This is a genomic window from Enterovirga sp. CN4-39 (genome assembly GCF_049446235.1).
Taxonomy (GTDB): Bacteria; Pseudomonadota; Alphaproteobacteria; order Rhizobiales; family Beijerinckiaceae; genus Enterovirga.
In genome coordinates this window covers 416,081-437,837 of record NZ_JBMSEF010000001.1, presented here as the reverse complement: position 1 = coordinate 437,837, position 21,757 = coordinate 416,081, and the positions used below count along the sequence as shown (strand labels likewise).

Genomic DNA, 21,757 nt, shown 5'->3' with positions numbered 1-21,757 from the left:
GCGCCCGCGCAGGCTTGCCACTCAGCTCAATCGCAGCAGGGACCGTTCCGCGATCTTCTTCCCCCATCCGGGAAGCCTGAGATAGATCCGCTTGAGGGCCGGCTTCGTGTGGGAGAGGTAGTAGGCCGCGACGCGCCCCCGCCTGGAGATCGGGACGAAGTAGTCCCGCGTGGCGACGGCCTCCTCCGACCATTCCTGCTTGTGCCTGGTCGCCGGAGCAAGGAAGTCGAAGACGGTAATGCCGAGCTTCGGGCACTCGTCGAGAAAGCGCCAGAAGAGAATCCGGCCGGGAGCATGGCGGGAGAAGCGCTCGTCGTAGCTCTGAACCAGCGACAGGTAGACGCCGTTCCTCACCATCCCGATCTCGATCGCCGCGGTGTCCTCGCCCACCCGCAGCCTCGCCCCACAGAGCTGACCCTGCTCGGCCAGGCTTTCCAGAAAGCCCTGGCTGGCCGGGTGCGCGTAACCGGCGGTGACGATCATCTTACGCGCGCGCCAGCTGTCCTTGAGGATCCGGGCCTCGCGACAGGCGCCGAGTTGATCCTCCGGGCCCCTGAGGATTTCGAACCGGACCTCCCCGTGCTCGGACAGGAGGCGCTCATGGCGGCGGAGCGCGTTCCGGGATCGGCCCGTCCGCTGCCCGATGGCGCTTCCTCCGGCCTTTCCAGAGACATCGACATAGGGGGCCGCCTCGAGCGATCCGGGAGCCTCGAAACGGCGCAGGGCCTCCAGTTGCGACAGTTTGGAGGTCTGACGCACGCGGCGCAGCTCGATCGCGTCGATGCCCTTCCATGACGAGATGGCCGCCCAGGCCAGTGCGAGCAGTTCCTGGCCCTGGGGATCGTCGCGTATCAGAACCTCGCTGTACTGCGTCGCGGGCTCCCCTAGCGTATGCAGGATGAGGCAGGGTCCGAGCTGCCGAATGGCCATCGGCCAGATCAGCGCCACCTTCCCGGCCACTCTCTGAACCAGGATCCGGACGCTCTCCGGGCTACCGGCCTCGCCGGCCGCCTTCACCCACGCGTGGCACCAATCATAGGTCTGGAAGCCGGTGGCCGACCCCTCCAGGCTGAGCCAATCACTTCGCAGCTGAGGGAGTTGGTCCGCTTCGAGGATCTCGTGCTGCACGTCGCTCACGCAGCTCTCCGGAATCAGGTGCCTGCCCAAGGGATGTCCCCGACGGCGCCGACTGGCGGCACCCCACCTTCAAGCTTCATCACAGGGCGGTCGAGGGTGCTTCTTCAACTTGGACGTACCTCCCGACCCCGCCGCCCCGCCCGTGTGCATGGCGGATGGTCTCGGCGGCTATTCCGAGGTGCGGGGCAGTTTCCCTCGTGCTTTGTCGGGACTACTTCCTGCGCCTAGGTCTGGCCGGAACGGAGCGCCGATCAGGCCTCTCGGGCGGCTTTGTCGACACGTGGAGGACGGGGCGTCGGATTCCCCTTTTCCCCCGTTCCCTTGCCGGGTAGATGACCCACCCATGAGCGGCCTTGCTGCGCTCGAAGGCCGCCTGCGGGCCGACCTTGCGCGTCTCAACTTCCCCCCTGCGAACTGGCCTGCCCGCGTCACCGCGCCCGACGGCTCGGAGGTGCTCGACGTGCTCGTCGTCGGGGCGGGAATGCTCGGCATCGCTGCGGCATCCGCCCTGATCTCCGTTGGCGTGCGCCACCTGGAGTTGGTGGACCGTGCGCCAGCCGGCCGAGAGGGTCCCTGGACCACCTTCGCCCGCATGGAGACGCTTCGCTCACCGAAGCACCTGACGGGGCCGGCGCTCGGCATCCCAACCCTCACCTTCCGTGCCTGGTACGAGGCCCGGGAGGGCGATGCCGGCTGGGAAGCGCTCTACAAGATCCCGAATGCCGTCTGGGCGGAGTATCTGGGCTGGCTGGTCCGGGTTCTCGCGCTTCCGGTGGCGAACGAAATGGAACTCGTGAGCGTCGAGCCTGCCGACGACCTGCTCCAGGTTTCGCTGCGCGGCCCCGAGGGAGACCGCACTCGCTTCGTCCGGCACCTCGTGCTCGCGACGGGACGTGGCGGGATCGGCGGCGGCTTCATCCCCGATTTCGTCGATGCCTCGCTCTTCCCCGACCTTGCCGCGCACTCCGCTGACCCGATCGACTTCGAGAGGCTCCGCGGCCGGAAGGTCGCGGTCCTGGGCGGGGGCGCCTCGGCCTGGGACAACGCTGCGACCGCGCTCGAGGCTGGCGCCGGGGCAGTGGACATGTACGTCCGCCGCAAGGTCCTGCCCCAGGTTAACAAGAGCCGCGGCACCGCCAATCCGGGCTGGTACCATGGCTGGGAGGCGCTCGACGATGCCGAGAAATGGGCGTTCAGCGTCTATCTCGAGGATCTTCAGGCGCCGCCCCCGCACGAGACCGTGCACAGGACGATCCGGCACGAGCAATTCCGCATCCACCTCGGATCACCGATCACCTCAGCCGTCCTCGGCGGGTCGGGCGTGCGGCTCGGCATCGATGGGCGGCCCGACGCCTTCGCCGACTTCCTGATCGTCGGGACGGGCTTCAGGGTCGATCTCGCGGCCACGCCCGAACTGCGCGCGGTCGCGGGCGAGGCGGCGACGTGGGGTGACCGCTACGACCCGCCCGAGGAACTCCGGCGTCCGGCCCTCGCGCGGTTCCCCTATCTCGGCCGGGCGTTCGAACTGGTCGGAAAGACGCCAGGTAGCAGCCCGGCGCTGTCCCGCATCCATCTGTTCAACTACTCCGCGCATCTGAGCCATCGCCAGCTCTCCGGCGATATCCCTGGCGTCGAGATCGGCGCGAACAAGCTCGCGGTCGGCGTCGCGCAGGCGCTGTTCCGCGAGGACCTCGATCACCAGCGAAAGTTGCTGGAAGCCTTCGCCGAGCCGGAACTCGAGACCACGCCGTTCTTTGCCCTCTGAAGGTGCTGCCATGCAGTTCGGCACGGACTTTCGAGATGGCCTCGCGCAGCTGATCGCCTGGCGGCGGGATGTGCGCCGGTTCAAGACGGACCCGCTCCCGGACGGCACCCTGGAGCGCCTGATCCAGCTTGCCTGCCTAGCGCCCTCGGTCGGCTTGAGCGAGCCGTGGCGGTTCGTCGTGGTCGAAGAGCCCGGGCGCCGCGCCGCCGTCCGGGCCTCGTTCGAGCGATGCAACGCCGATGCGCTACAGTCGCAGTCGGAGGACCGCGCCGCCCTCTACGCCCGGCTGAAGCTCGCCGGCTTCGACGAGGCGCCGTGCCAGTTCGCAGTGTTTGTCGATCCCGATCCGCCCCAGGGCCACGGCCTCGGTCGCCGCACCATGCCGGCCACCCTCGCCTATTCGGCTGTGATGGCCGTTCACACGATCTGGCTCGCGGCGCGGGCCGAAGGGATCGGCCTCGGCTGGATCTCGATCCTGGATCCAGCGGAGGTCGCCGCCGCCCTCGACGTCCCGCCGTCCTGGAATCTGATCGGCTATTTCTGCCTCGGCTACCCGGCCGCGCAGGAACTCGTGCCAGAACTGGAGCGCGAAGGCTGGGAGCGACGCCGCGACCCCGATGCGGTGATCATCAGGCGGTGACACGTCCCACTCCGCGCCGGGCCGAGCCCGTCCGGAGGATCGCTTCAGGCCTGGAGAGCTAAGATCTCGCGGCCGCCCGAAGGGCAAGCGCCCGGTCGGCGAAGCCGTAGCGGTCCTGGCCCCAGAACAGCTCGTCGTCGATGACGAGCGTGGGTGAGCCGAACACGCCCAGGCGTTCCGCCTCTTCCCCGTTCGCCCGGTACTCGGCCTGGACGGTGTCGCTCGTCTCTAGGGACACGAGCCCCGCCCCGTCATACCCGTTCTCGTCCGCGATGCGGCGGCGCACGGCCGGGTCAGCGATGTCCTGCTCCTCCGCCCAGAGCGCGCGCAGGATCGCGTGCGAGAGCGGAAAGGCATCCAGGCCGGCTTGCTGGGCCGCGATGACCGTCCAGCCCGCGAACTTGTTCCAGTTCGGGGCCGGGTTCTGCATCGGGTAGTGCTTCGGCTCGAGGTTGAGCGGCAGGCCGAGATAGGCGCTCCAGCGCGCCAGCTCGGTGCGATGGTAGTCGCGCCGAGGCTGCGGCCGGGTCCGGATCGGCACGCCGCCGGTCTTCGGCACGACCTCCTGAAAATCATACGGCTTCAGCACGAGCCGAACCCGATGCCGCCGCACGATGTCCTGGAGCTGCGGCCCCCCGAGATAAGCCCAGGGCGACGAGAGCGTGTAGAAGCAGGGCAGCTCGAGCATCGTACCCTCCATTCAGGCGATCGACAGGCGCGCCCCGTGCGTGAGCACCGGATCGAGCTCCCGCGCGGCACCGCCGGTCGCGGCGAACACGGCCGCGAAGGGACCCTCGCCGCGCTCCGCAAGCGCCTTCGCGAGTTCGCCCTCGGCGCCGACCGGGCTCGCCAGGGTCACGCGCGTGCCATTCGCGAGCCGGAAGGAAGCCGTGCGCGCCGGGGCATCGCCGACGACGCCCTCCTCGACCTTCGGAACGTCGCCGCCGAGCAGCGCCGCATACCGCTTCGCGGACACATCGGCGTCGTTCACGGCGATCGTGAGGCTCGCCACACCCGTGACGCCGTTCGGGTGAACCCGCACCTCGCCCTCCTGCACCCGACCGGCACGAGGCGTGACGTCCCCGCACAGGAACGGCACGTCCGGCTTCGGCGAGCGCGCCGTCTGCCATTCCAGGCGCTGTCCGTCCGGGCGGTTGCGCCCACCATCGATCGGGTCGGCGATGTCGAGCCCGCGTGATTGGGCGCGCGAGACGATCCCGGCGATGTCGTCGGGAAGGAGCGCATGGTCGACGAAGCCCTCGCCATGAGTGTGGAAGATGTCGGACCAGCGGTTGCCCGGCTCCGGCTTCTTCCAGCCGATCAATTCGAGATAGGCTCCGTCCTGGAACACGACGAGCACGTTGTGGGTGATCCCGTTCGCGTGCTCGCCGCCGCGGATCACCGTGAAGCCGAGCTTCGTGTAGTCGTTGAAGGCTGCGTCGAGATCCGCAACCGCGATCACGATGTGGTCGAGCGCCAGGGACATTGGGAGTTTCCTCTAGAGAAGCGCCCCGGCTCAGTCGCCGGAGTTGCGGAGTTGCGGGTTGAGCGCGTCGTTGAGCCCCTGCCCGACGAGCGACACGGCCAGGACGGTGAGCAGGATAGCGACGCCGGGAATGGCCGAAACGTACCATTGCGTGCGCAGCACGCCGCGGCCGGCCCCGATCAGGTTGCCCCAGGAGGCGATGTTCGGATCCGAGAGCGACAGGAAGGCGAGCGCGCTCTCCAGCAGGATAGCCGTCGCCATGACGATGCTGCCATAGACGATCACGGGCGGAAGCGCGTTGGGCAGCATCTCCTGGAAGATGATCTTGGCATCGCTCATGCCGAGCACCCTGCAGGCCTGCACGAATTCGCGGTTCTTCAGCGAGAGGAACTCGGCCCGCGTGAGGCGCGCCGGTGCCGGCCACGAGACGAGGCCGATCGCGATCGTCACGGTGATGATGTCGGACCCGAATACCGCGACGAAGACGAGGAGCAGGAGGAAGCTCGGCAGCGTCTGGAAGGCCTCGGCAACGCGCATCAGCAGCGTGTCGACCCAGCCGCCGTAGAAGCCCGCGAGGGCTCCGATGACGATCCCGATCCCGACGGAGATCACGGCTGCGACGAGCCCGATCAGCAGGGCCACGCGGGCGCCATGGAAGATCTGGGAGGCGATGTCGCGGCCGCTCGGATCCGTCCCGAGCCAGAAGCGCGGGTTCGCCATCGGCCATTGCAGCGGGCGTCCGGCGAGGCTCAGCGGGTCCTTCGGGAACACGAACGGCGCCGCGACGGCGACCCCCATCACGAGAAGAAGAAGCACGGCCCCGACGATCGAGGCCGGGCTGCGCCGGTAGCGGTCGAGAAGCACCATCTCAGGCGCCCGCCGCGATGCGGGGGTCGAGCCAGGCGTAGAGAAGGTCGACCACGAAGTTGATGAGGATGACGAGGATGGCGGACACGAACACGATGCCGAGAAGCGTGTTGAGGTCGCGCTGGACGACCGATTCATAGGCAAGGCGCCCGAGGCCCGGCAGCGCGAAGACGCTTTCCACCACGACCGAGCCGCCGAGCATCGTGCCCGCCTGCAGGCCGAGGATCGTCACCATCGGAAGGAGCGCGTTGCGCAGCGCGTGACGGATGGTGACCGCGGTCTGGCCGACGCCCTTGGCACGGGCCGTGCGGACGAAGTCGAGGTTCATGACCTCCAGCATCGCGGTCCGCATCACCCGGAGGTAGGTCGCCAGGAAGATGAGGGCGAGTGTCACGGTCGGGAGTACCAGGTGGCGCGCGATGTCGAGCGCTCTCTCGAGGCCCGTTGCGCCCGACCCGACCTCCTCGAAGCCACCGGATGGAAGCCATCCGAGCGTGATCGCGAAGACCACGATCCCCATCAGGCCGAACCAGAAGGAAGGCGTCGCGTAGAAGATCAGGCCGAAGGTCGAGAGCAGCGTGTCGGGCCAGCGGCCGACGGTCCGCGCCGCGATCACGCCGAGGGTCATCCCGCCGATAAAGGCGAGCGTGAGCGATGTCCCCATCAGCAGGAGCGTCACCGGGAGCCGCTCGGCAATGACGTCGGCGACAGGCTTGCCGTAGATCGCCGACATCCCGAGGTCGAGCTGGACGAGACGGAGGACATAGCGCCCGAGCTGGGCCGCAGCCGAGAGGTCCAGCCCGTAATAGCGGCGGAGCTCGGCCGCCGTTGCCGGGTCCCCTCCCCCCATCTGCGCCATGAGCGCGTCGACGGTGTCCCCGGGCGCGAGTTGCAGCAGCAGGAACAGTCCGACCAGGATCAGGAGCAGCGTCGGGAGGCTCGCGGCCAGCCGGCGAAGGGCGAGGAGGAGGATGGTCATGGGTGCGGCCATCTTCTCCCCGCCAGCGGGGAGAAGTCGAGTTGCTCGAACGCAAGTCGGGCCTGCCCGACTTGCGTGCCGATAGGCTGAACTCGGCAACAGCCGGGTTCAGAGCAACCGGATGAGGGGCGGTGAGAGGCACAGCGTTGTGCCCCTCACCCGTCGACGCTTTGCGTCGCTCGGCCTCTACCCGTTCTCACGGGGAGAGGCGACAGGGCTTCCTTACCCCTCGACCCAGGTGTCGTGCCAGTCGCCCGAGCCCCAGCGCGGGTAGTTGTGGTCGTTCTTCACCTTCTTGGACGTGGCCGCCAGGAACGTCCGCTCGGTCATCATCCAAACGGGGATTTCCTCGTTCACGGCCTTCACCCATTGCGCGTAGAGCGCCTTGCGCTTGGCGGGATCGAGTTCCGCGGCCGCATCGTCGACCAGTTTGTCGACCGCGTCCGACTGCCAGCCATACTGGTTCGTCCACGGCGCGCCCCTCGGCGAGCCGGAACGATACCAGACGGTCGTGGAGACCGCCGGGTCGCCCCGGTACTGGTGCCAGCCCGTCGCCAGGTCGAAATTCCACTCGCGATAGACGGTGGCGAGCGCGCCGGCATTGTCGAGATTCACGATCTCGACCCGGATGCCGACATTCTGCAGCGACTGCTGGATGAAGGTCGCGAGCAGCGGCACGTCCTCGCCGTTCTGGATGGGTACGAGCTTCAGAGAGAAGCGGATGCCGCCGGAGGCGCGCTTGTAGCCGGCCTCGTCGAGGAGCGCGTTCGAGCGCTTCACGTCGAACTCGTAGGGAGGCTTGGATCCTTCCGGATAGAAGGCGGTCGATGAGGACGGGATCGGCCCGGTGGCCGGCTTGCCCTCCCCGTAGATGAAGTTCTCGATGAAGAAGGGCACGTCGATCGCGTGCGCGATGGCGCGGCGGACGCGCACGTCCGACAGCTCCTTGCGGCGCGTGTTGAATTCCAGCGTGTTGTTGAACGCATTCGCCTCGAGGCCGCGGCTCGAAACCGTGAACCGCTTGTCGCTCTTCAGACGATCGAGGTCCGCCAACGCGAGCGCGTTGTACTCGGAGGTCAGGACCTGCCCCGTCTCCAGCGCCGCGGTCGCGGCTGCCTTGTCCGTGATGAAGCGCCAGACGATGCGGTCGAGATAAGGGAATTCCTTGCGCCAGTAGTTCGGATTCCGCTCGGCGATGACGTACTGACCTCGCTCGTACTGGACGAACTTGAACGGGCCGGTGCCGATCGGGGCCGTATTCGCCGGGTTCTCGAGGACGTTCGTCCCCTCGAAGACGTGCTTCGGGGCGATGTAGCCGAGATCGCAGAGCGCGCGGAGAAGCAGGTCCGTCGGCATCGGCCGGGAATAGCGGAACACGGCCGTATTGGCGTCCGGCGTATCGACGGCGTCGAGATATTGCTGAAGCTGGGTACCGTAATTCAGATACTTCTTCCACATCTCCATGGCCGTGTACTGGACGTCCGCGGAGGTGAAGGGCTTGCCGTCGTGCCAGGTCACGCCTTCGCGCAGCTTGAACGTGATCGTCTTCCCGTCCGGCGCCGCCTCCCAGCTGGTCGCGAGGACCGGGCTCGGCTTTCCGTCCTTATCGAGATCGACCAGCGCCTCCATGATCTTGGAGGTGATGATGTAGACGCCCGTCGAGGCCCGAATGGCCGGGTTCAGGACCCGCTGCTCGCCATTGAGCTGCACGGTGAGCACGCCGCCCCGGCGGGGGGCTTCTGCTAGCGCCGTGCGCGCGGAGCCAGCGCTGAGCGCGACCGCGCCGATCGTGGCCAAAATCTCTCGACGGTTCATCTACCCGACCTGTCAGAACGTGCAGTGCAATATTGCGGCTCGAACAAGGAAGGGCAAGGAAAGGGAGCAGGCGATCGCAGCGCTCCAGAGAGAATGAATCTTCTCCGTTCAGCGACAGAAAGAGAAAATCGGCGCAAACCGTCGGAATCCTCATTTCACCCGAACGTGCAGCGGCTGGAGCGAAGCCGCTCCTGTCGTGCGCCCGGCGGTAAGGGCCGCCGAGGCTTAGTCTCGGCCGTGAAGATGTCCCGCGAGCAGACGGAGGGTGCCCTGAACGAGCCTCGGGCGCATCCTCCGCAGGAAGCGGGGCCGGATTATCCTTTGCACCACTTCGCCGACGGCTTCAGTCGCGCTATTCTTCAAAGAGCGCGGGTCACCCGTCGTGTGCCCTGGAGCACACTCGCCTCGTGCCGCTTGTGCATGATGCGGAGTGGCAGAGGCGGGGCAGAGGCGGTGAAACGCGCAGCCTGGGAACCGAGTCCCAGTCAGAGTCTGGGAAGCTTTCGGGAACCCATCCCGTTCGTCCGAGCCGCTGGGGGCAGAGGTTCGGCGCGACCTTGGAGGCTCGCATGAAGGAGCCATCGGATTTCCCGGCGCAGTTCCGGCGGCAGATCCGTCCGGGAACCCGCCTCAACGGCATCTACGAAATCGAGTCGCTGATCGCGACCGGTGGGATGGGCGAGGTCTTCAGCGGCCGAGCGATCGAGACGGGGATCAAGGTCGCCATCAAGATGGTCAGGGCGGACCTGACCGAGAACGACACCGTCCTGGCGCTGTTCCGGAAGGAGGCTGCTGCGCTCCACAACCTCCAGCACGAGGCCGTCGTCCGCTACTACGTCTTCACCACGGATCCGGACCTGCAATGCCCCTACCTGGCGATGGAGCTGGTCGAGGGCACCTCGCTTTCGAACCTCATCGCGCAGGGGCCCCTGCCACTCTCGAGCGTGCGCATCCTGCAGCGCCGCATCGGCTCGGCGCTGGACTCCGCCCACCGGGCCGGGATCGTCCACCGTGACGTCTCGCCGGACAACATCATCCTCCCGGACGGCGACGCGTCCCGGGCGAAGCTCATCGATTTCGGCATCGCCCGGAGCGCCTTCGGGGGCGGAACCGTCATCGGCGACCGCTTTGCCGGCAAGTCGAACTACGCCTCGCCCGAGCAGGTCGGCCTCTATGGCGGCACGGCGGGGACCAAGTCTGACATCTACAGTTTCGGCCTGACCCTTGCGGCAGCGCTCCTCGGGGAGCCGCTCAACATGGGCGGCACGCAGCTCGATGTGGTCCGCAAGCGCCAGGTCCTCCCGGACCTCAAGCGGATCGACCCATCCTTCCGGCCGCTCCTGGCCAAGATGCTCCAGCCGCGGCCGGAGGACCGCCCTGCCAGCATGGCGGAGGTCGCCGCCTGGGAGCCGGAAACCACGCGAATATCCACCCGTGGTTCCGCCGCACCGCGGCCGCGCTGGTTGGTGGCCGGCGCGGCCGCCCTGGCGCTGCTCGTGAGCGCCGGGGCAGGCTTTTTCCTTTCGCAGCGGCTCGGCGAGGATTCCTCGCCCTCGCCCGGTCCGGCCCAAACGGCGTCCGGAAACACAGCGGCTGTCACGCAGCCTGCTCCGGCACCCGTTACGGTGCCGCCGCGATCTCCCGAAAGGCAGACCGTGCGGGCGCCCGAGCCGACCCCGGAACCGGCGCGGCCAGCCCCAGAGCCAACTCGTCCCCTCCAGGAAGCCGCGCGTCCAGCTCCGGAGCCGGTTCGTCCCGCACCGGAGCTGGCTCGTCCCGGCCCTGATCCGGCTCGTACCACGCCCGATCCGGCACCGAGCATCGCCCTTCTGCCGCCTCCTCCACCCCCGCCTCCAGAGCCACGCCCGGCGCCGGTCGAGGCGGTGCTCCCGCCGCCGGCGGCGGTTCCCCCGGCACCGGCCCCGCTCATTGTGCCCGCCGAACAGCCCAGCCGGCGCGAGGCGCCCCGGCCCGCTCAGACCCAGGAGGTTGCGGCGCCATCCCGGCCTGAACTCCCGGCTCTGCCGCCGGGCGTCACCCAGGATTGCCAAGGGTGCCCGCAACTGGTCGCGCTGCCGGCGGGCAAGTTCCGCATGGGGAGCACGGCCGATCCAACCGAGCGCCCGGTTCGCGAGGTGACGGTCGGCCGGTTCGCAGCCGGCCGCTTTCCCGTGACGGTCGCCGAGTGGCGGGAATGCGCGGCCGAAGGGGCCTGCTCCTTCGACCCCGGCGGGGAGCCGAACGAACCGGTCCGCAACGTCAGCTGGAACGACGCGCAGGCCTATCTCTCCTGGCTGTCCCGGCGAGCCGGCCGCGCCTATCGGCTGCTGACCGAAGCGGAATGGGAATATGCGGCCCGCGCGGGAACGACCACGAAGTTCTGGTGGGGAGACCAGTTCCGGAGCGACATGTCCCCCTGCCGCGGCTGTACCCGCCCCGTGCCCCGCTCGCCGCCGGACGTCGCGGCCTTCCCGGCCAATGCCTTCGGACTTCATGGCGTCACGGGCTCGGTGACGCAATGGACGCAGGATTGCTGGCACAAGGATTATCGCGGCGCCCCGCGCGACGGCTCGGCCTGGACGGGACCGCAATGCCGGGAGCGCGTGCTTCGCGGCGGGGCCTGGAACAGCGACGAAGCCGGGCTGCGGATCTCGAGCCGGGAATTCTACGACGCCTCCGTGAGGTATCCGAACCACGGCTTCAGGGTGGCGCGCGACATGTGAGATCGCGGATCGAAGCGAAGGGGGAGCATCGATGGGAAGGGTACGTTACCTGATCGCGGCGGCGACGCTGTTGCTGCCATTCTCGGCCCTCGCACAGCCGACACCGCCTCATACCGGCCACACGGCACCGGCGGCGCCGGCCAATCCTCCCCCCACGGCGGCCCCTGCGGACGCAAGGGTCTACTTCATCGCCCCCGTGAACGGCGCGCGCATCCGCGGCCCCTTCGTCGTTCAGTTCGGGCTTCGCGGCATGGGCGTGACCCAGGCGGGCGTGACGACCGCCAACACAGGTCATCACCACCTCCTCGTCGATGTGAAGACGCCGCTCGATCCGCTCGAGCCCATCCCCGCCGACAAGAACCACATCCATTTCGGCGGCGGGCAGACGGAGACGAGGCTCGACCTCCCGCCGGGACGGCATACCCTTCAGCTCGTCCTCGGTGACTCCCTCCACCGCCCCTTCCAGCCCAGCGTCGCCTCCGAGCGGATCGAGATCATCGTCCTTCGGCCCACGCCGAAGAAGAAGCGCAGGCGCGGCTGAGAGCGATCGAGGTCGTCCCCGGCGCAGCTTCCGTGTATCGGGTCCTCGACGAGGAGTTAGGGAAGCCATGGTGGATCGGTCGAGACGGAGTGGCGGCGACGCCAGAGCGACGGCGGAGCGAGCGTTCCGGGCAGCCACGACGAAGCCCCTCGGGGAGCCTGCGACGGCATCCCCGAAGCCCGTGAAACTCCCGGCGGCCAGGGAGCTCGTGTCCATTCGCCTCGATCGCGAGGTGGTCGAGCACTTCCAAGCAGAGGGTGCCGGATGGCAGGAGCGGATCAACGCGGCGCTCCGGAAGGCGGCCGGGCTCTAGCCCGATGCGCCTCGTCGCCGAGCGACTCACGCGAGAGGCCTTCGCGCCATTCGGCCACCTGCTCAGCGGTACGGACCTGCCGCCGCGGCTGGTCAACGAGGGCCGGGCCACCCGGCGCGACCTCGCAAGCTTCCGGTCTTCTTCCGGGCGGACGGTTCTTGCTAGATACGATGTGACGGGCAGCACACTACCGATCCGGGTCATGCTCTTGGAGCGCCACACGGAGTCGGATCAGGCCTTTTTCGCCCTGGACGGCGCGGCCGCGCTGGTGGTCGTCTCCGGTGCCGCCGTGGACGGCACGCCCGACCTCCCATCGGCGCGGGCTTTCATTGCGCGACCGCAAACCCCATTTCTCTATTCGGCCGGAACATGGCATGCACCGCTCTTCGCACTTGGCGACGGCGGAGCCTTCGTCATGGCGATGCAAGAGACCGGCACCCCCGCCGATTGCGAAACCTTCGAGCTCGACGCTCCACTTGTCGTGGAGGGATCCTGGGATGCCGGGATCGGCTGATACCAGGATCCAGGACGTCCGTTACCGATGAACGCTGTCGCCCCCAAGATCTCCTTCGTGTCGCTCGGCTGCCCGAAGGCGCTCGTCGATTCCGAGCGCATCATCACGCAGCTCAGGGCGCAGGGTTACGAGCTCACGAAGCGGCATGATGGGGCCGACGTCGTCATCGTGAACACCTGTGGCTTCCTCGATTCGGCAAAGGCCGAGTCGCTCGGGGCCATCGGAGATGCGCTGGCCGAGAACGGCCGGGTGATCGTGACGGGCTGCATGGGTGCCGAGCCCGAGGCGATCCGCGAGCGGTTCCCCGAGGTCCTGTCGATCACCGGCCCGCAGCAATACGAAAGCGTCCTCGCGGCCGTCCACCAGGCGTCGCCGCCTCAGCACGACCCGTTCATGGACCTCGTGCCGCCGCAGGGGGTCAAGCTCACCCCGCGGCACTACGCCTATCTGAAGATTTCCGAAGGCTGCAATCACCGCTGCACCTTCTGCATCATCCCCAAGCTGCGGGGCGACCTCGTCAGCCGCCCCGCCGCCGAGGTGCTGCGCGAGGCCGAGAAGCTCGTGAAGGCCGGCGTGAAGGAGTTGCTCGTCGTCTCTCAGGACACGAGCGCCTACGGCATCGACCTCAAGTACTCGGAGAGCATGTGGCGGGATCACTCTGTCCGCGCTCGCTTTTTTGATCTGAGCAAGGAGCTGGGCCAGCTCGGCGCCTGGGTCCGGCTGCACTACGTCTATCCCTATCCGCATGTCGACAAGATCATGCAGCTGATGGCCGACGGCCTCGTCCTTCCCTATCTCGACATTCCCTTCCAGCATGCCTCGCCCGGCGTCCTGAAGGCCATGCGCCGGCCGGCCCATGGCGAGAAGACGCTGGAGCGCATCAAGGCGTGGCGGGCTGCCGTGCCGGACCTCGCCATCCGCTCCACCTTCATCGTGGGCTTCCCCGGCGAGACGGACGAAGACTTCGAGCTTCTTCTGGAGTGGCTGAAGGAAGCGAAGCTCGACCGGGCCGGTTGCTTCAAGTTCGAGCCGGTCGCCGGCGCACCCGCAAACGAGTTCGCCGCGCCTGTCCCGGACGAGGTGAAGGAGCGGCGCTGGCACCGCTTCATGGCCGCCCAGCGCGAGATCAGCCGCAAGAACCTTGCCCGGAAGGTCGGCAAGCGCCTCCCGGTCATCATCGACGAGGCGAGCGGCCCGATCGCAAAGGGCCGCTCGAAATACGAGGCGCCGGAGATCGACGGCACCATTCACATCGCTTCGCGGCGTCCGCTCCGGCAAGGCGACATCGTCACCTGCCGGATCGAGCGCTCGGGCGATTACGACCTGTTCGGCCAGGCCGTCTGACCGCGAGACGCCCTGGGATCAGGGCGTCATGATCGTCGCGCCGGTGGTCTCGCGGCCCTCCAGGGCGCGATGCACGTCGGCCGCCTCGGCGAGCTTCGCGCGCTTGTTGATGGTGATCTTCACCACGCCCGACGCGACGACGTCGAAGAGGTTCTTGGCGATCTCCTCCAGCCACTCGCGCTTCGCCGTGAAGGTGTTGAGCGTCGGCCGGGTGACGTAGAGCGAGCCCTTCGGGGCGAGCAGGCCGAGGTTGAAGTTCTCGACCGGGCCCGACGCCGAGCCGAAATTGACGAGCGTCCCGAGCGGCTTGAGGCAGTCGAGCGACTGCACGACCGTATCCTTGCCAATGCCGTCATAGACCACGGCGCATTTCTCACCGCCCGTGATCTCCCGGACCCGGTCGACGAAGTTTTCCTGACGGTACAGGATCACATGATCACAGCCGTTCTGGCGGGCGAGTTCGGCCTTGGCCTCGCTACCTGCGGTTCCGATGACCGTCGCGCCGAGATGCTTGGCCCATTGCGAGAGGATGAGGCCGACGCCGCCAGCCGCGGCATGGACGAGGATCGCGTCGCCCTTCCGCACCTTGTAGGAGCGGTGGAGCAGGTACTCGACGGTCATGCCCTTCAGCATCATGGCGGCGGCGGTCTCGTCGGAGACCCCTTCCGGCAGCTTCACGGCAACGGCCGCGGGAACGTTCCGCTCAGCCGTGTAGCAGCCCAGCGCCGTCACGTAGGCGACGCGATCGCCGACGCTGAAGCCGGTGACGCCTTCCCCGAGCGCCGTGACCTCGCCCGCCGCCTCGTTGCCGGCGATGAAGGGAAGCGACGGCGCCTGATAGTGGCCGCTGCGGAAATAGGTATCGATGTAGTTGACGCCGATCGCGGTCTGGCGGACGCGGAGCTCACCGGGCCCGGGGGCCGGCAGATCGACTTCTTCGTAAGTGAGTACCTCGGGCCCGCCATACTGATGAACCCGAACTGCCGCGACCATGTCTCTCTCCCTCTTCACTGGCCGACCCATTAGAAGCCGCGATGGCCGGCGGCAACTGCCCTGTGGCTTGGGGACCACATGACCGAAAAGCACTTCGATGCCGTCGTGGTGGGCGCAGGGGCGGTCGGCCTTGCCGCCGCCCTCGCCTTTTCGCGCGCAGGTCTCTCGACGGCCCTCGTCGGACCGCCCGGTGAGCGCCGGGACGGGCGGACCGCCGCGCTTCTCGAGACGTCGCTCGCGTTCCTCCGGAGCCTCGGCGTGGAGGAGGCGCTGGAGGCCGCGTCCCAGCCGCTACGCGTCCTACGGCTGGTGGACGATACGGCCAGCCTGTTCCGGCCACCGCCTGTCGAGTTCCGGGCAGAGGAGATCGGCCTCTCTGCCTTCGGCCGCAACATCGGGAACGCGGCCCTGGTCGAGCTGCTGGGCAAGGCCGTCGAGCGGGATGGCCGGATCGCGTGGGTGCCGGAATTCGCCTCCGGACTGGAAGGCCCGGAGCTCGGGACAGTAACCCTCGCCAGCGGCTCGGCCGTGGCGGGCCGGATCGTCGTGGCCGCGGACGGCCGCAAGTCCCACCTGCGCGACCTGGCCGGCCTCGAGGCGCGCGAGACGCGCTACCCGCAGGTCGCCCTCACGACCATTCTCCGCCACGAGCGCGACCACCACGACGTTTCGACGGAGTTCCACACCGATTCCGGCCCCTTCACGCTCGTTCCCTTGCGTGGCCGGAGGTCCAGCCTCGTTTGGGTCAATCGCCCCCCAGTCGCGGATCGCCTGGTGAAGCTTCCGGACGCCGAGCTGGCAGCCGCCATCGAGGCGCGCTCGCACCGAATCCTCGGCAGGATCGAGATCGATGGCCCGCGCGGGCTCGTTCCCCTCTCCACGCTACGGGTTGGGGAGCTCCACCGCGGACGGCTGGTCCTGGCCGGCGAGGCCGCACACGCGGTGCCGCCCATCGGTGCGCAGGGCCTGAATCTCGGTTTCGCGGACATCGCCGCGCTCACCGAACTCGTGGCGGCCGCACGGGCCGCCGGCGAGGATATCGGCAGCCCGGCGCTCCTCGCCCGCTACCAGCGGATGCGGCTGCGCGACGTGGAGATCCGGAGCACCGCGATCGACGGCCTGAACCGCGCGATCCTGTCCGGGCTTCTGCCGCTCGACATGGCGCGGGGCTTCGGGCTCGGGCTCTTGGCCCGGATGGGCCCGCTCCGGCGCATGGTCATGCGGGCCGGGCTCGGCGGCGGAAAGCTTACCGGAACGGGGTCAGCGGCAGAATCCCGCTCTGCGTGAGGAGGATGAAGCCCGTCAGCGTCGCGATCGACACCACCGTTCCGACGAGGACACAGGCCGAGGCGCGCTCGATGCCGGTGTCGTACTGGCGCGCAAGGACGAAGATGTTGAGCGCGGGCGGCAGCGCCGCCATGACGATCGCCGCCTCGACCCAGACCGGATCGAAGCCGCCGATCGTTGCCAGCACCAGCCACACGATCAGCGGGTGCAGCACGAGCTTGATGAGGACGAGCCAGCTGACCTCCGGCGGGAGCTTGCCGACCGGCCGAAGCGCGACCGTCACGCCTAGCAGGAACAGCGCGCACGGCGCGGAGGCGCCCGAGAGCCAGCCGATCATCGTGTCGATGGCGGCCGGGGGACGGATGCCCAGAAGGCTCGCAAGGACCGCCACGATGGTCGCGACCACGAAAGGGTGAGTGAAGACCTTTCGGAGGACATCGCTCGCCGTAGCAAGGGCGCTCCGGCGCTCCACGCCGGCAATCGCCATGAGCGCCGGGGTCACCGAGAACAGGAAGATGGTGTCGAACACGAAGATCAGCGCGACCGGGGCGCTCGCCGCCGACCCGAGGAGACCGAGGATCATCGGCGGCCCCATATAGCCGATGTTCGAATAGGAGCCCGCGACCGCGCTGAGGACCGTCTCGGGCGGCCTCAGGCCATTGAGGCGCCCCGCGAGGAAGGACAGCGCGAAGGCGATAGCGGTGGACAGCGTCGTGCCGGCGATGAAGCGCCAGTTCGCCAGCTCGCCGATGGGCTTGTCGGAGATCAGCCGGAAGAAAAGGCAAGGCAGCGCCAGGTAGATCAGGAAGAGCTGCATCCAGGCGAGCCCAGCCTCCGGCACCTTCGCGAGACGCGCGAACAGCACGCCTAGCGCGATGACTCCGAAGAACGGGAAGAGCAGATTGAACAGGCCGACCGTGTCGGGCATCGGGCCTCGCGGGGATCGGGCGCTTCTCGCAATGCGGGAGCGCGTTCGCAAGCGCGGCGATGCATGGTTGACTGGCGCGGCGCGCGGCTCACAAAGCTTCGCCGTTGTCGACGTTGCCGAGGTCCCCGATGAAGCTCCCGCGCCGTTTCTTCCAGCCGTTGGCCGTCGGGGCTCCGGCGCCCCTGCGTGAACTGCCGATCCGGCTCGAGCGGATGATCCATTTCGTCCCGCCCCACGTGGAGAAGATGCGGGCGAAGGTCCCCGACCTCGTCTCCCAGGTCGACGTGATCCTCGGCAATCTCGAGGACGCCATCCCGGCCGACAAGAAGCTGGAGGCGCGCCAGGGATTCATCCGCATGGCCGAGGAGACGGATTTCGGCACGACGGGGCTGTGGATCCGGATGAACGCCCTCAACTCGCCCTGGGCGCTGGATGACCTCCTCGAGATCGTCGGGGCGGTCGGTTCCAAGCTCGACGTCGTCATGGTGCCCAAGGTCGAGGGCGTCTGGGACATCCATTACGTGGACCAGCTCCTTGCCCAGCTGGAGGCCAGGCACGGCATCGCGAAGCCGATCCTTGTCCACGCCATCCTGGAGACGGCCGAAGGGGTGAAGAACGTCGACGAGATCGCCGCCGCCTCCCCCCGCATGCACGGGATGAGTCTTGGCCCGGCCGATCTAGCCGCCTCGCGCGGCATGAAGACGACGCGCGTCGGTGGGGGGCACCCGGACTACAAGGTGCTGGGAGACCCGGCCGGCGGCCAGGACCGCTCGGTCGCCCAGCAGGACCTCTGGCACTATACCGTCGCCCGCATGGTCGATGCCTGCCTCGCGAACGGCATCAAGCCGTTCTACGGCCCGTTCGGCGATTTCTCCGATCCGGAGGCATGCGAATCCCAGTTCAGAAACGCCTTCCTGATGGGATGCGTGGGGGCATGGTCGCTCCATCCGACGCAGATCGAGATCGCAAAGCGGGTCTTCTCGCCGGATCCCGGCGAGGTGGCCTTTGCCCGCAAGATCCTCGCGGCCATGCCGGATGGCACCGGCGCCGTGATGATCGACGGCAAGATGCAGGACGATGCCACCTGGAAGCAGGCGAAGGTGATCGCGGATCTCGCCGACCTCGTCGAGGCCAAGGACGGGAGCTCCGCCGCAAAGGCCTGATACCGCTTCCGCTAGGACTCCACCGAACCTATATCGGCTTCCATGCCCGTCTCGGCTCCGGCCCGCATCGCCCGCTTCTCGATCGGACAGATCGTCCGCCACCGGATCTTTCCGTTCCGAGGCGTGATCTTCGACGTGGACCCCGTGTTCAACAACACGGAGGAATGGTGGCTTGCGATTCCGGAAGAGATCCGGCCGTCCAAGGACCAGCCCTTCTACCATCTCTTCGCGGAGAACGAGGAGACCGAGTACATCGCCTATGTCTCGGAGCAGAACCTGCTTCCGGACACCTCCGGCGTGCCTCTGCGGCATCGACAGATCGAGGAGGTGCTGGAGCCGAAGGGCGACGGCTCGTACCGGATCAGGATGAGCGGGGCGAACTGACCCGCCGGAAATGAGAAGAGGCCGCGGCGCTCTGGGCGACGCGGCCTCTTTTATTTACTGCTTCGGAGCCGGGGTGGCCGGCGGCATACCGGCAGGCGCCGGAGCGCCGCCCTGGCCCGCGGAGGCCTCGAGGCGCTTGCGGAGCTCCTCGCTGCGCTTCTCGAGCTCTTCCTGCAGGCGCTTCTGCTGGTCGGCGAGAACCTGCGGATCAATCGGCGCACCGTCGAAGGCCTTGGCGAACCCGGCGAGCGGAACCGCGAAGGTCACTTCGCGGCCGACCTGGTTCTGCACGCTGACGTTGACCGTCGTGCCCTTCTTCATGGAGTTGACGACGTCGTCCTTCAGGCCCGTCGCCTCGGCGAAGCAGCCGTTCGGGAAGCACATCGTGTAGGCGCCCGGGATCGGCTGGCCCTTGTCGACCGCGAAGCGGATCCCCGGACGGATCAGCAGGCCGAGCGGCATGAGGAAGCGCACGACCTTCTGAGGGGGATTCGACTTGATGTCATAGACCGCCGCCGCGAGAACCGGCTGGCCCTGGTCCGAGACGAAGTCACGGGTGGTGTAGCAGATCTCGGTCTGGTTGCCGGGATCCTTGCCGCAGACCTTCGTCCATTCAGCCTGGGACGGCTCGGCCTTCACCTGGACGACGAGCGGGCCGGTCTGGGCCTGCTGATTCTGCTGATTGTTGTCCTGGGCGGGTGCGCTCTGGGCAGGCGCGGCCGGGCGCTGAGCCGGCCGCTGAGCCTGGGCGAGCGCATTGCTGGCTCCTAGAATGGCCATCGTGGAAATCGCGAGCCCCAGCGGCTTGGCCACCCACGCGAGACGTGTCCTTGAAGACATCCCTGTTCCTCGTTCTTTGGATTGTAGGACGGAGCCGCCGCTGCTCTCAGACGCTTTCGACGCTTCGCGCTACCGGTCAATCCCCACGGAATGAGGCGAGGGCATGACGCGCACCCGCTCGTCTAGCGGCTCTGCTGCCCGTTTTCCAGGGGTGTGTACCGGACTGAGCCCTCCCGGCGCGCGCCGCCCGTCTCTGGAATCTCGCCTTCTTGCTCGAAGGTCATGAGAATCCTGGTGATTCCGTTCGCGCGCAATGGCGGCCGGGCAGGCGATCGGCCAAGGTGTAGCCCGGTGATTCGAATGTATCGGGGCTGATCGAAGCGGCATGGCCATCGTCGCGCCAGGGCGGCCGCACGCCGAATATTCCGGCTTGGGAGAGAGTGGTCCGAGCTCGGCTCTTGGTCGCCTGCTCGGCGACGCCGCGCAGATCACGCCGGATAGACCCGCCTTTCGCGACTCGGCCGGGCGGGAGCAGTGGGGCGGCCGGCCGAGCTTCGAGCTCACCGCGGAGGTCGGCACCGAGGCCGTCGCGCGTCTCTCGGCCTATCTGGCGGGTCTCGGTCTGGAACCCGGCGCCAGGCTCGGCATCTGCCTTGCCAATGGCTCGGAGGCGGCGATGTCGATCCTCGCCGCAGGGGATGCGGGGCTGACGCCCTGCCTCCTCGACGTGACCGCCGACGCGGGCGAGCTGTCGAACGCGATCGAAGCGGCCGATATCCGCGCCATCATCACGCAGACGAGGTTCGGCCCCGAGCGGCTCGCCGAGAAGCTCTGCTTCGTCGCGGCAGGGTTTTTCCGGCTTCGGTTCCTGCTAGCCTTCGGGCCTGACGTGCCCGACGGCGTCGTCGACCTCGACCCGATCCTCCTGGAGCCACGCCGGGAGAGGCAGCCCGTCAGGAGTGCTGCGCAGGAGCCTGGTCTCGTCAGTTTCTCGCGCGGCTCGTCCGGCAAGCTGGCCTACTTTCGCAGCTATCGGTCTCTTATCGCGGCCGCTGCGCCCATCGTTCGCGCGGCGCGGCTGCGGCCCGGAGAGCGCCTGCTGACCCTGCTCGCTCCGGACGACCTAAAGGGGATCGCGACGGGTCTCGCGGCAGGCTTGGTCGCGGGCGCGACCGTCGAGTTTCTGGCCGTCTTCGACGCCGCGGCCTTCGGCGCGGCGCTCCTGCGGCCCGAGCCGACCCATCTGGTCGCGCCAGGCTGGATGGAGCCGGCGCTCGCCAGGATGGACCTTCCTCCCACGCTCCGAACCATCATCCTCGTCCACGAGGCGCCGCTGGCCCTCGACGGACGACAAGCGCCAACGTGCAGCATCGTCGATGTCGTCTGCTGCGCCGAACTGGCGCTCATCCCATCGGCGCGGCTTGACCGCACCCAGATTTCGTTGCCGGAATTGTGCAGCGCGGGACCGGACGCGCCGGACGCAGCTCTCCTTCAGCTCCGCGTCGATCCCGACGACCAAATCCTGCTGCGGGGGCCCGCTCTCGCCTGGCCGGACCGCGTCAAGCCAGGGGAGTTCGAGTGGCAGCCGGCTGGGTTGCATATCGAACGGATCGGCGGCAGGCCCGTCGGGATAGCTTGACTGGAGGGTGAAACCTTCTTCATGCTCCAGAGTTGTTGCGCTGCGGCGTAAAATCGATGCAGGCGGGCATGAACGATCTTCAGAAGGTGCTGGTGGTCGACAACGGGGAGCGCGACGGCGTCGATCCGCTCGCCGCCGAACTCGCTGAACTCGGGTTCTCGAGCGTCACGACTTCCTTCGAAGCCGCTGACGACGTGCTCGAAGTGATCCCGCAGCCGTCGGCCATCTTCCTGAAGGTGCCGCAGAAGCCGGGCGACAAGAGCTCGGACGAAATCCTCGCCCTCGCGGCCCGGCTGCGCCTGACCCAGGGCTCGGCCGGCGCGCCGGTTTTCGTATGGGACCGCGCCCGCATGCTCGAGAACGGCGGCGTGTCCGCCCTCCTCAACGGCCATCTCAACGCCCGCCCCCTCGCCCGGGCCTGAACGACCACCCGCGGGCCGGAGCCCTCGGGACCCTTTA

Annotated in this window: 21 protein-coding genes; 12 read left to right on the top strand and 9 right to left on the bottom strand. The window is 68.0% G+C overall.

Going from position 1 to position 21,757, the window contains the following annotated elements; all coding sequences use genetic code 11:
- Window positions 1-21: 21 nt before the first annotated feature.
- Complete coding sequence (locus ACO2SS_RS02205) at window positions 22-1,137, bottom strand: GNAT family N-acetyltransferase (protein ID WP_423275913.1); 1,116 nt, start codon at window positions 1,135-1,137, stop codon at window positions 22-24.
- Window positions 1,138-1,480: 343 nt separating this feature from the next.
- On the opposite strand from ACO2SS_RS02205, the gene ACO2SS_RS02200 reads away from it, so the two are divergent.
- Window positions 1,481-2,902: an NAD(P)-binding domain-containing protein gene (locus ACO2SS_RS02200; protein WP_423275912.1), complete on the top strand. Its 1,422-nt coding sequence runs from the start codon at window positions 1,481-1,483 to the stop codon at window positions 2,900-2,902.
- 10 nt (window positions 2,903-2,912) lie between these two features.
- Window positions 2,913-3,542, top strand: coding sequence for a 5,6-dimethylbenzimidazole synthase (gene bluB, locus ACO2SS_RS02195; RefSeq protein WP_423275911.1), 630 nt, complete (start codon window positions 2,913-2,915; stop codon window positions 3,540-3,542).
- 58 nt (window positions 3,543-3,600) lie between these two features.
- Here bluB and ACO2SS_RS02190 read toward each other — a convergent pair whose 3' ends face one another.
- The 5 genes from ACO2SS_RS02190 to ACO2SS_RS02170 form a co-directional block, all read right to left on the bottom strand.
- Entirely contained in the window at window positions 3,601-4,230 is a 630-nt protein-coding gene (locus ACO2SS_RS02190; RefSeq protein WP_423275910.1) for a 2-hydroxychromene-2-carboxylate isomerase, read from the bottom strand.
- 12 nt (window positions 4,231-4,242) lie between these two features.
- Complete coding sequence (locus ACO2SS_RS02185; RefSeq protein ID WP_423275909.1) at window positions 4,243-5,028, bottom strand: VOC family protein; 786 nt, start codon at window positions 5,026-5,028, stop codon at window positions 4,243-4,245.
- A gap of 30 nt (window positions 5,029-5,058) precedes the next feature.
- A complete protein-coding gene (locus ACO2SS_RS02180) occupies window positions 5,059-5,895 on the bottom strand; it encodes an ABC transporter permease (RefSeq protein WP_423275908.1) in 837 nt (278 codons plus the stop codon).
- 1 nt (window position 5,896) lies between these two features.
- Window positions 5,897-6,874, bottom strand: a complete 978-nt coding sequence (locus tag ACO2SS_RS02175) for an ABC transporter permease (protein WP_423275907.1) — start codon at window positions 6,872-6,874, stop codon at window positions 5,897-5,899.
- 222 nt (window positions 6,875-7,096) lie between these two features.
- On the bottom strand, window positions 7,097-8,689 hold the full coding sequence (locus tag ACO2SS_RS02170) for an ABC transporter substrate-binding protein (RefSeq protein WP_423275906.1): 1,593 nt from the start codon (window positions 8,687-8,689) through the stop codon (window positions 7,097-7,099).
- A gap of 569 nt (window positions 8,690-9,258) precedes the next feature.
- Between ACO2SS_RS02170 and ACO2SS_RS02165 the strand changes: the two genes are divergently transcribed.
- From ACO2SS_RS02165 to rimO, 5 genes are all read left to right on the top strand, one after another.
- Window positions 9,259-11,412: an SUMF1/EgtB/PvdO family nonheme iron enzyme gene (locus tag ACO2SS_RS02165; RefSeq protein ID WP_423275905.1), complete on the top strand. Its 2,154-nt coding sequence runs from the start codon at window positions 9,259-9,261 to the stop codon at window positions 11,410-11,412.
- Between the two features lie 31 nt (window positions 11,413-11,443).
- Window positions 11,444-11,953 (top strand): DUF4399 domain-containing protein, encoded by a 510-nt coding sequence (locus ACO2SS_RS02160; protein WP_423275904.1) that lies wholly within the window; start codon window positions 11,444-11,446, stop codon window positions 11,951-11,953.
- 67 nt (window positions 11,954-12,020) lie between these two features.
- Window positions 12,021-12,266 carry a BrnA antitoxin family protein gene (locus tag ACO2SS_RS02155; protein WP_423275903.1) on the top strand — a complete coding sequence of 82 codons (246 nt, stop codon included), beginning with the start codon at window positions 12,021-12,023 and terminating at the stop codon, window positions 12,264-12,266.
- Window positions 12,267-12,270: 4 nt separating this feature from the next.
- Entirely contained in the window at window positions 12,271-12,780 is a 510-nt protein-coding gene (locus tag ACO2SS_RS02150; protein ID WP_423275902.1) for an ureidoglycolate lyase, read from the top strand.
- 27 nt (window positions 12,781-12,807) lie between these two features.
- Window positions 12,808-14,124 carry a 30S ribosomal protein S12 methylthiotransferase RimO gene (rimO, locus tag ACO2SS_RS02145; protein WP_423275901.1) on the top strand — a complete coding sequence of 439 codons (1,317 nt, stop codon included), beginning with the start codon at window positions 12,808-12,810 and terminating at the stop codon, window positions 14,122-14,124.
- Between the two features lie 18 nt (window positions 14,125-14,142).
- On the opposite strand, the gene ACO2SS_RS02140 is transcribed toward rimO, so the two are convergent.
- A complete protein-coding gene (locus ACO2SS_RS02140; protein WP_423275900.1) occupies window positions 14,143-15,117 on the bottom strand; it encodes a quinone oxidoreductase family protein in 975 nt (324 codons plus the stop codon).
- A 78-nt stretch (window positions 15,118-15,195) separates the two neighbouring features.
- On the opposite strand from ACO2SS_RS02140, the gene ACO2SS_RS02135 reads away from it, so the two are divergent.
- Window positions 15,196-16,404 (top strand): FAD-dependent monooxygenase, encoded by a 1,209-nt coding sequence (locus ACO2SS_RS02135; RefSeq protein ID WP_423275899.1) that lies wholly within the window; start codon window positions 15,196-15,198, stop codon window positions 16,402-16,404.
- Here ACO2SS_RS02135 and ACO2SS_RS02130 read toward each other — a convergent pair.
- On the bottom strand, window positions 16,364-17,332 hold the full coding sequence (locus ACO2SS_RS02130) for an AEC family transporter (protein WP_423275898.1): 969 nt from the start codon (window positions 17,330-17,332) through the stop codon (window positions 16,364-16,366). The two genes, ACO2SS_RS02135 and ACO2SS_RS02130, sit on opposite strands and share 41 nt — an antisense overlap.
- Before the next feature lie 128 nt (window positions 17,333-17,460).
- Between ACO2SS_RS02130 and ACO2SS_RS02125 the strand changes: the two genes are divergently transcribed.
- Together ACO2SS_RS02125 and hspQ are read left to right on the top strand one after the other, a co-directional pair.
- Window positions 17,461-18,495, top strand: a complete 1,035-nt coding sequence (locus tag ACO2SS_RS02125) for an HpcH/HpaI aldolase/citrate lyase family protein (RefSeq protein ID WP_423275897.1) — start codon at window positions 17,461-17,463, stop codon at window positions 18,493-18,495.
- A 42-nt stretch (window positions 18,496-18,537) separates the two neighbouring features.
- Window positions 18,538-18,879 carry a heat shock protein HspQ gene (gene hspQ, locus ACO2SS_RS02120; protein ID WP_423275896.1) on the top strand — a complete coding sequence of 114 codons (342 nt, stop codon included), beginning with the start codon at window positions 18,538-18,540 and terminating at the stop codon, window positions 18,877-18,879.
- 54 nt (window positions 18,880-18,933) lie between these two features.
- On the opposite strand, the gene ACO2SS_RS02115 is transcribed toward hspQ, so the two are convergent.
- Window positions 18,934-19,719: an invasion associated locus B family protein gene (locus ACO2SS_RS02115; RefSeq protein WP_423275895.1), complete on the bottom strand. Its 786-nt coding sequence runs from the start codon at window positions 19,717-19,719 to the stop codon at window positions 18,934-18,936.
- A 325-nt stretch (window positions 19,720-20,044) separates the two neighbouring features.
- Here ACO2SS_RS02115 and ACO2SS_RS02110 point away from each other — a divergent pair, with 325 nt between their 5' ends.
- On the top strand, window positions 20,045-21,298 hold the full coding sequence (locus ACO2SS_RS02110) for an AMP-binding protein (RefSeq protein ID WP_423275894.1): 1,254 nt from the start codon (window positions 20,045-20,047) through the stop codon (window positions 21,296-21,298).
- Between the two features lie 68 nt (window positions 21,299-21,366).
- Complete coding sequence (locus ACO2SS_RS02105; RefSeq protein ID WP_423275893.1) at window positions 21,367-21,720, top strand: hypothetical protein; 354 nt, start codon at window positions 21,367-21,369, stop codon at window positions 21,718-21,720.
- The last annotated feature ends 37 nt before the right edge of the window (window positions 21,721-21,757 follow it).

Bases quoted from the DNA above. Each gene is read 5' to 3' on its own strand.
- ACO2SS_RS02110 (WP_423275894.1), top strand. From the start codon at position 20,045: ATGGCCATCGTCGCGCCAGGGCGGCCGCACGCCGAATATTCCGGCTTG.
- ACO2SS_RS02140 (WP_423275900.1), bottom strand. From the start codon at position 15,117: ATGGTCGCGGCAGTTCGGGTTCATCAGTATGGCGGGCCCGAGGTACTC.
- ACO2SS_RS02135 (WP_423275899.1), top strand. From the start codon at position 15,196: ATGACCGAAAAGCACTTCGATGCCGTCGTGGTGGGCGCAGGGGCGGTC.
- ACO2SS_RS02160 (WP_423275904.1), top strand. From the start codon at position 11,444: ATGGGAAGGGTACGTTACCTGATCGCGGCGGCGACGCTGTTGCTGCCA.
- ACO2SS_RS02185 (WP_423275909.1), bottom strand. From the start codon at position 5,028: ATGTCCCTGGCGCTCGACCACATCGTGATCGCGGTTGCGGATCTCGAC.
- ACO2SS_RS02180 (WP_423275908.1), bottom strand. From the start codon at position 5,895: ATGGTGCTTCTCGACCGCTACCGGCGCAGCCCGGCCTCGATCGTCGGG.
- ACO2SS_RS02105 (WP_423275893.1), top strand. From the start codon at position 21,367: ATGAACGATCTTCAGAAGGTGCTGGTGGTCGACAACGGGGAGCGCGAC.
- ACO2SS_RS02125 (WP_423275897.1), top strand. From the start codon at position 17,461: ATGAAGCTCCCGCGCCGTTTCTTCCAGCCGTTGGCCGTCGGGGCTCCG.
- ACO2SS_RS02200 (WP_423275912.1), top strand. From the start codon at position 1,481: ATGAGCGGCCTTGCTGCGCTCGAAGGCCGCCTGCGGGCCGACCTTGCG.
- ACO2SS_RS02130 (WP_423275898.1), bottom strand. From the start codon at position 17,332: ATGCCCGACACGGTCGGCCTGTTCAATCTGCTCTTCCCGTTCTTCGGA.
- ACO2SS_RS02175 (WP_423275907.1), bottom strand. From the start codon at position 6,874: ATGACCATCCTCCTCCTCGCCCTTCGCCGGCTGGCCGCGAGCCTCCCG.
- ACO2SS_RS02190 (WP_423275910.1), bottom strand. From the start codon at position 4,230: ATGCTCGAGCTGCCCTGCTTCTACACGCTCTCGTCGCCCTGGGCTTAT.
- ACO2SS_RS02165 (WP_423275905.1), top strand. From the start codon at position 9,259: ATGAAGGAGCCATCGGATTTCCCGGCGCAGTTCCGGCGGCAGATCCGT.
- ACO2SS_RS02115 (WP_423275895.1), bottom strand. From the start codon at position 19,719: ATGTCTTCAAGGACACGTCTCGCGTGGGTGGCCAAGCCGCTGGGGCTC.
- rimO (WP_423275901.1), top strand. From the start codon at position 12,808: ATGAACGCTGTCGCCCCCAAGATCTCCTTCGTGTCGCTCGGCTGCCCG.
- ACO2SS_RS02155 (WP_423275903.1), top strand. From the start codon at position 12,021: ATGGTGGATCGGTCGAGACGGAGTGGCGGCGACGCCAGAGCGACGGCG.
- hspQ (WP_423275896.1), top strand. From the start codon at position 18,538: ATGCCCGTCTCGGCTCCGGCCCGCATCGCCCGCTTCTCGATCGGACAG.
- ACO2SS_RS02150 (WP_423275902.1), top strand. From the start codon at position 12,271: ATGCGCCTCGTCGCCGAGCGACTCACGCGAGAGGCCTTCGCGCCATTC.
- ACO2SS_RS02170 (WP_423275906.1), bottom strand. From the start codon at position 8,689: ATGAACCGTCGAGAGATTTTGGCCACGATCGGCGCGGTCGCGCTCAGC.
- bluB (WP_423275911.1), top strand. From the start codon at position 2,913: ATGCAGTTCGGCACGGACTTTCGAGATGGCCTCGCGCAGCTGATCGCC.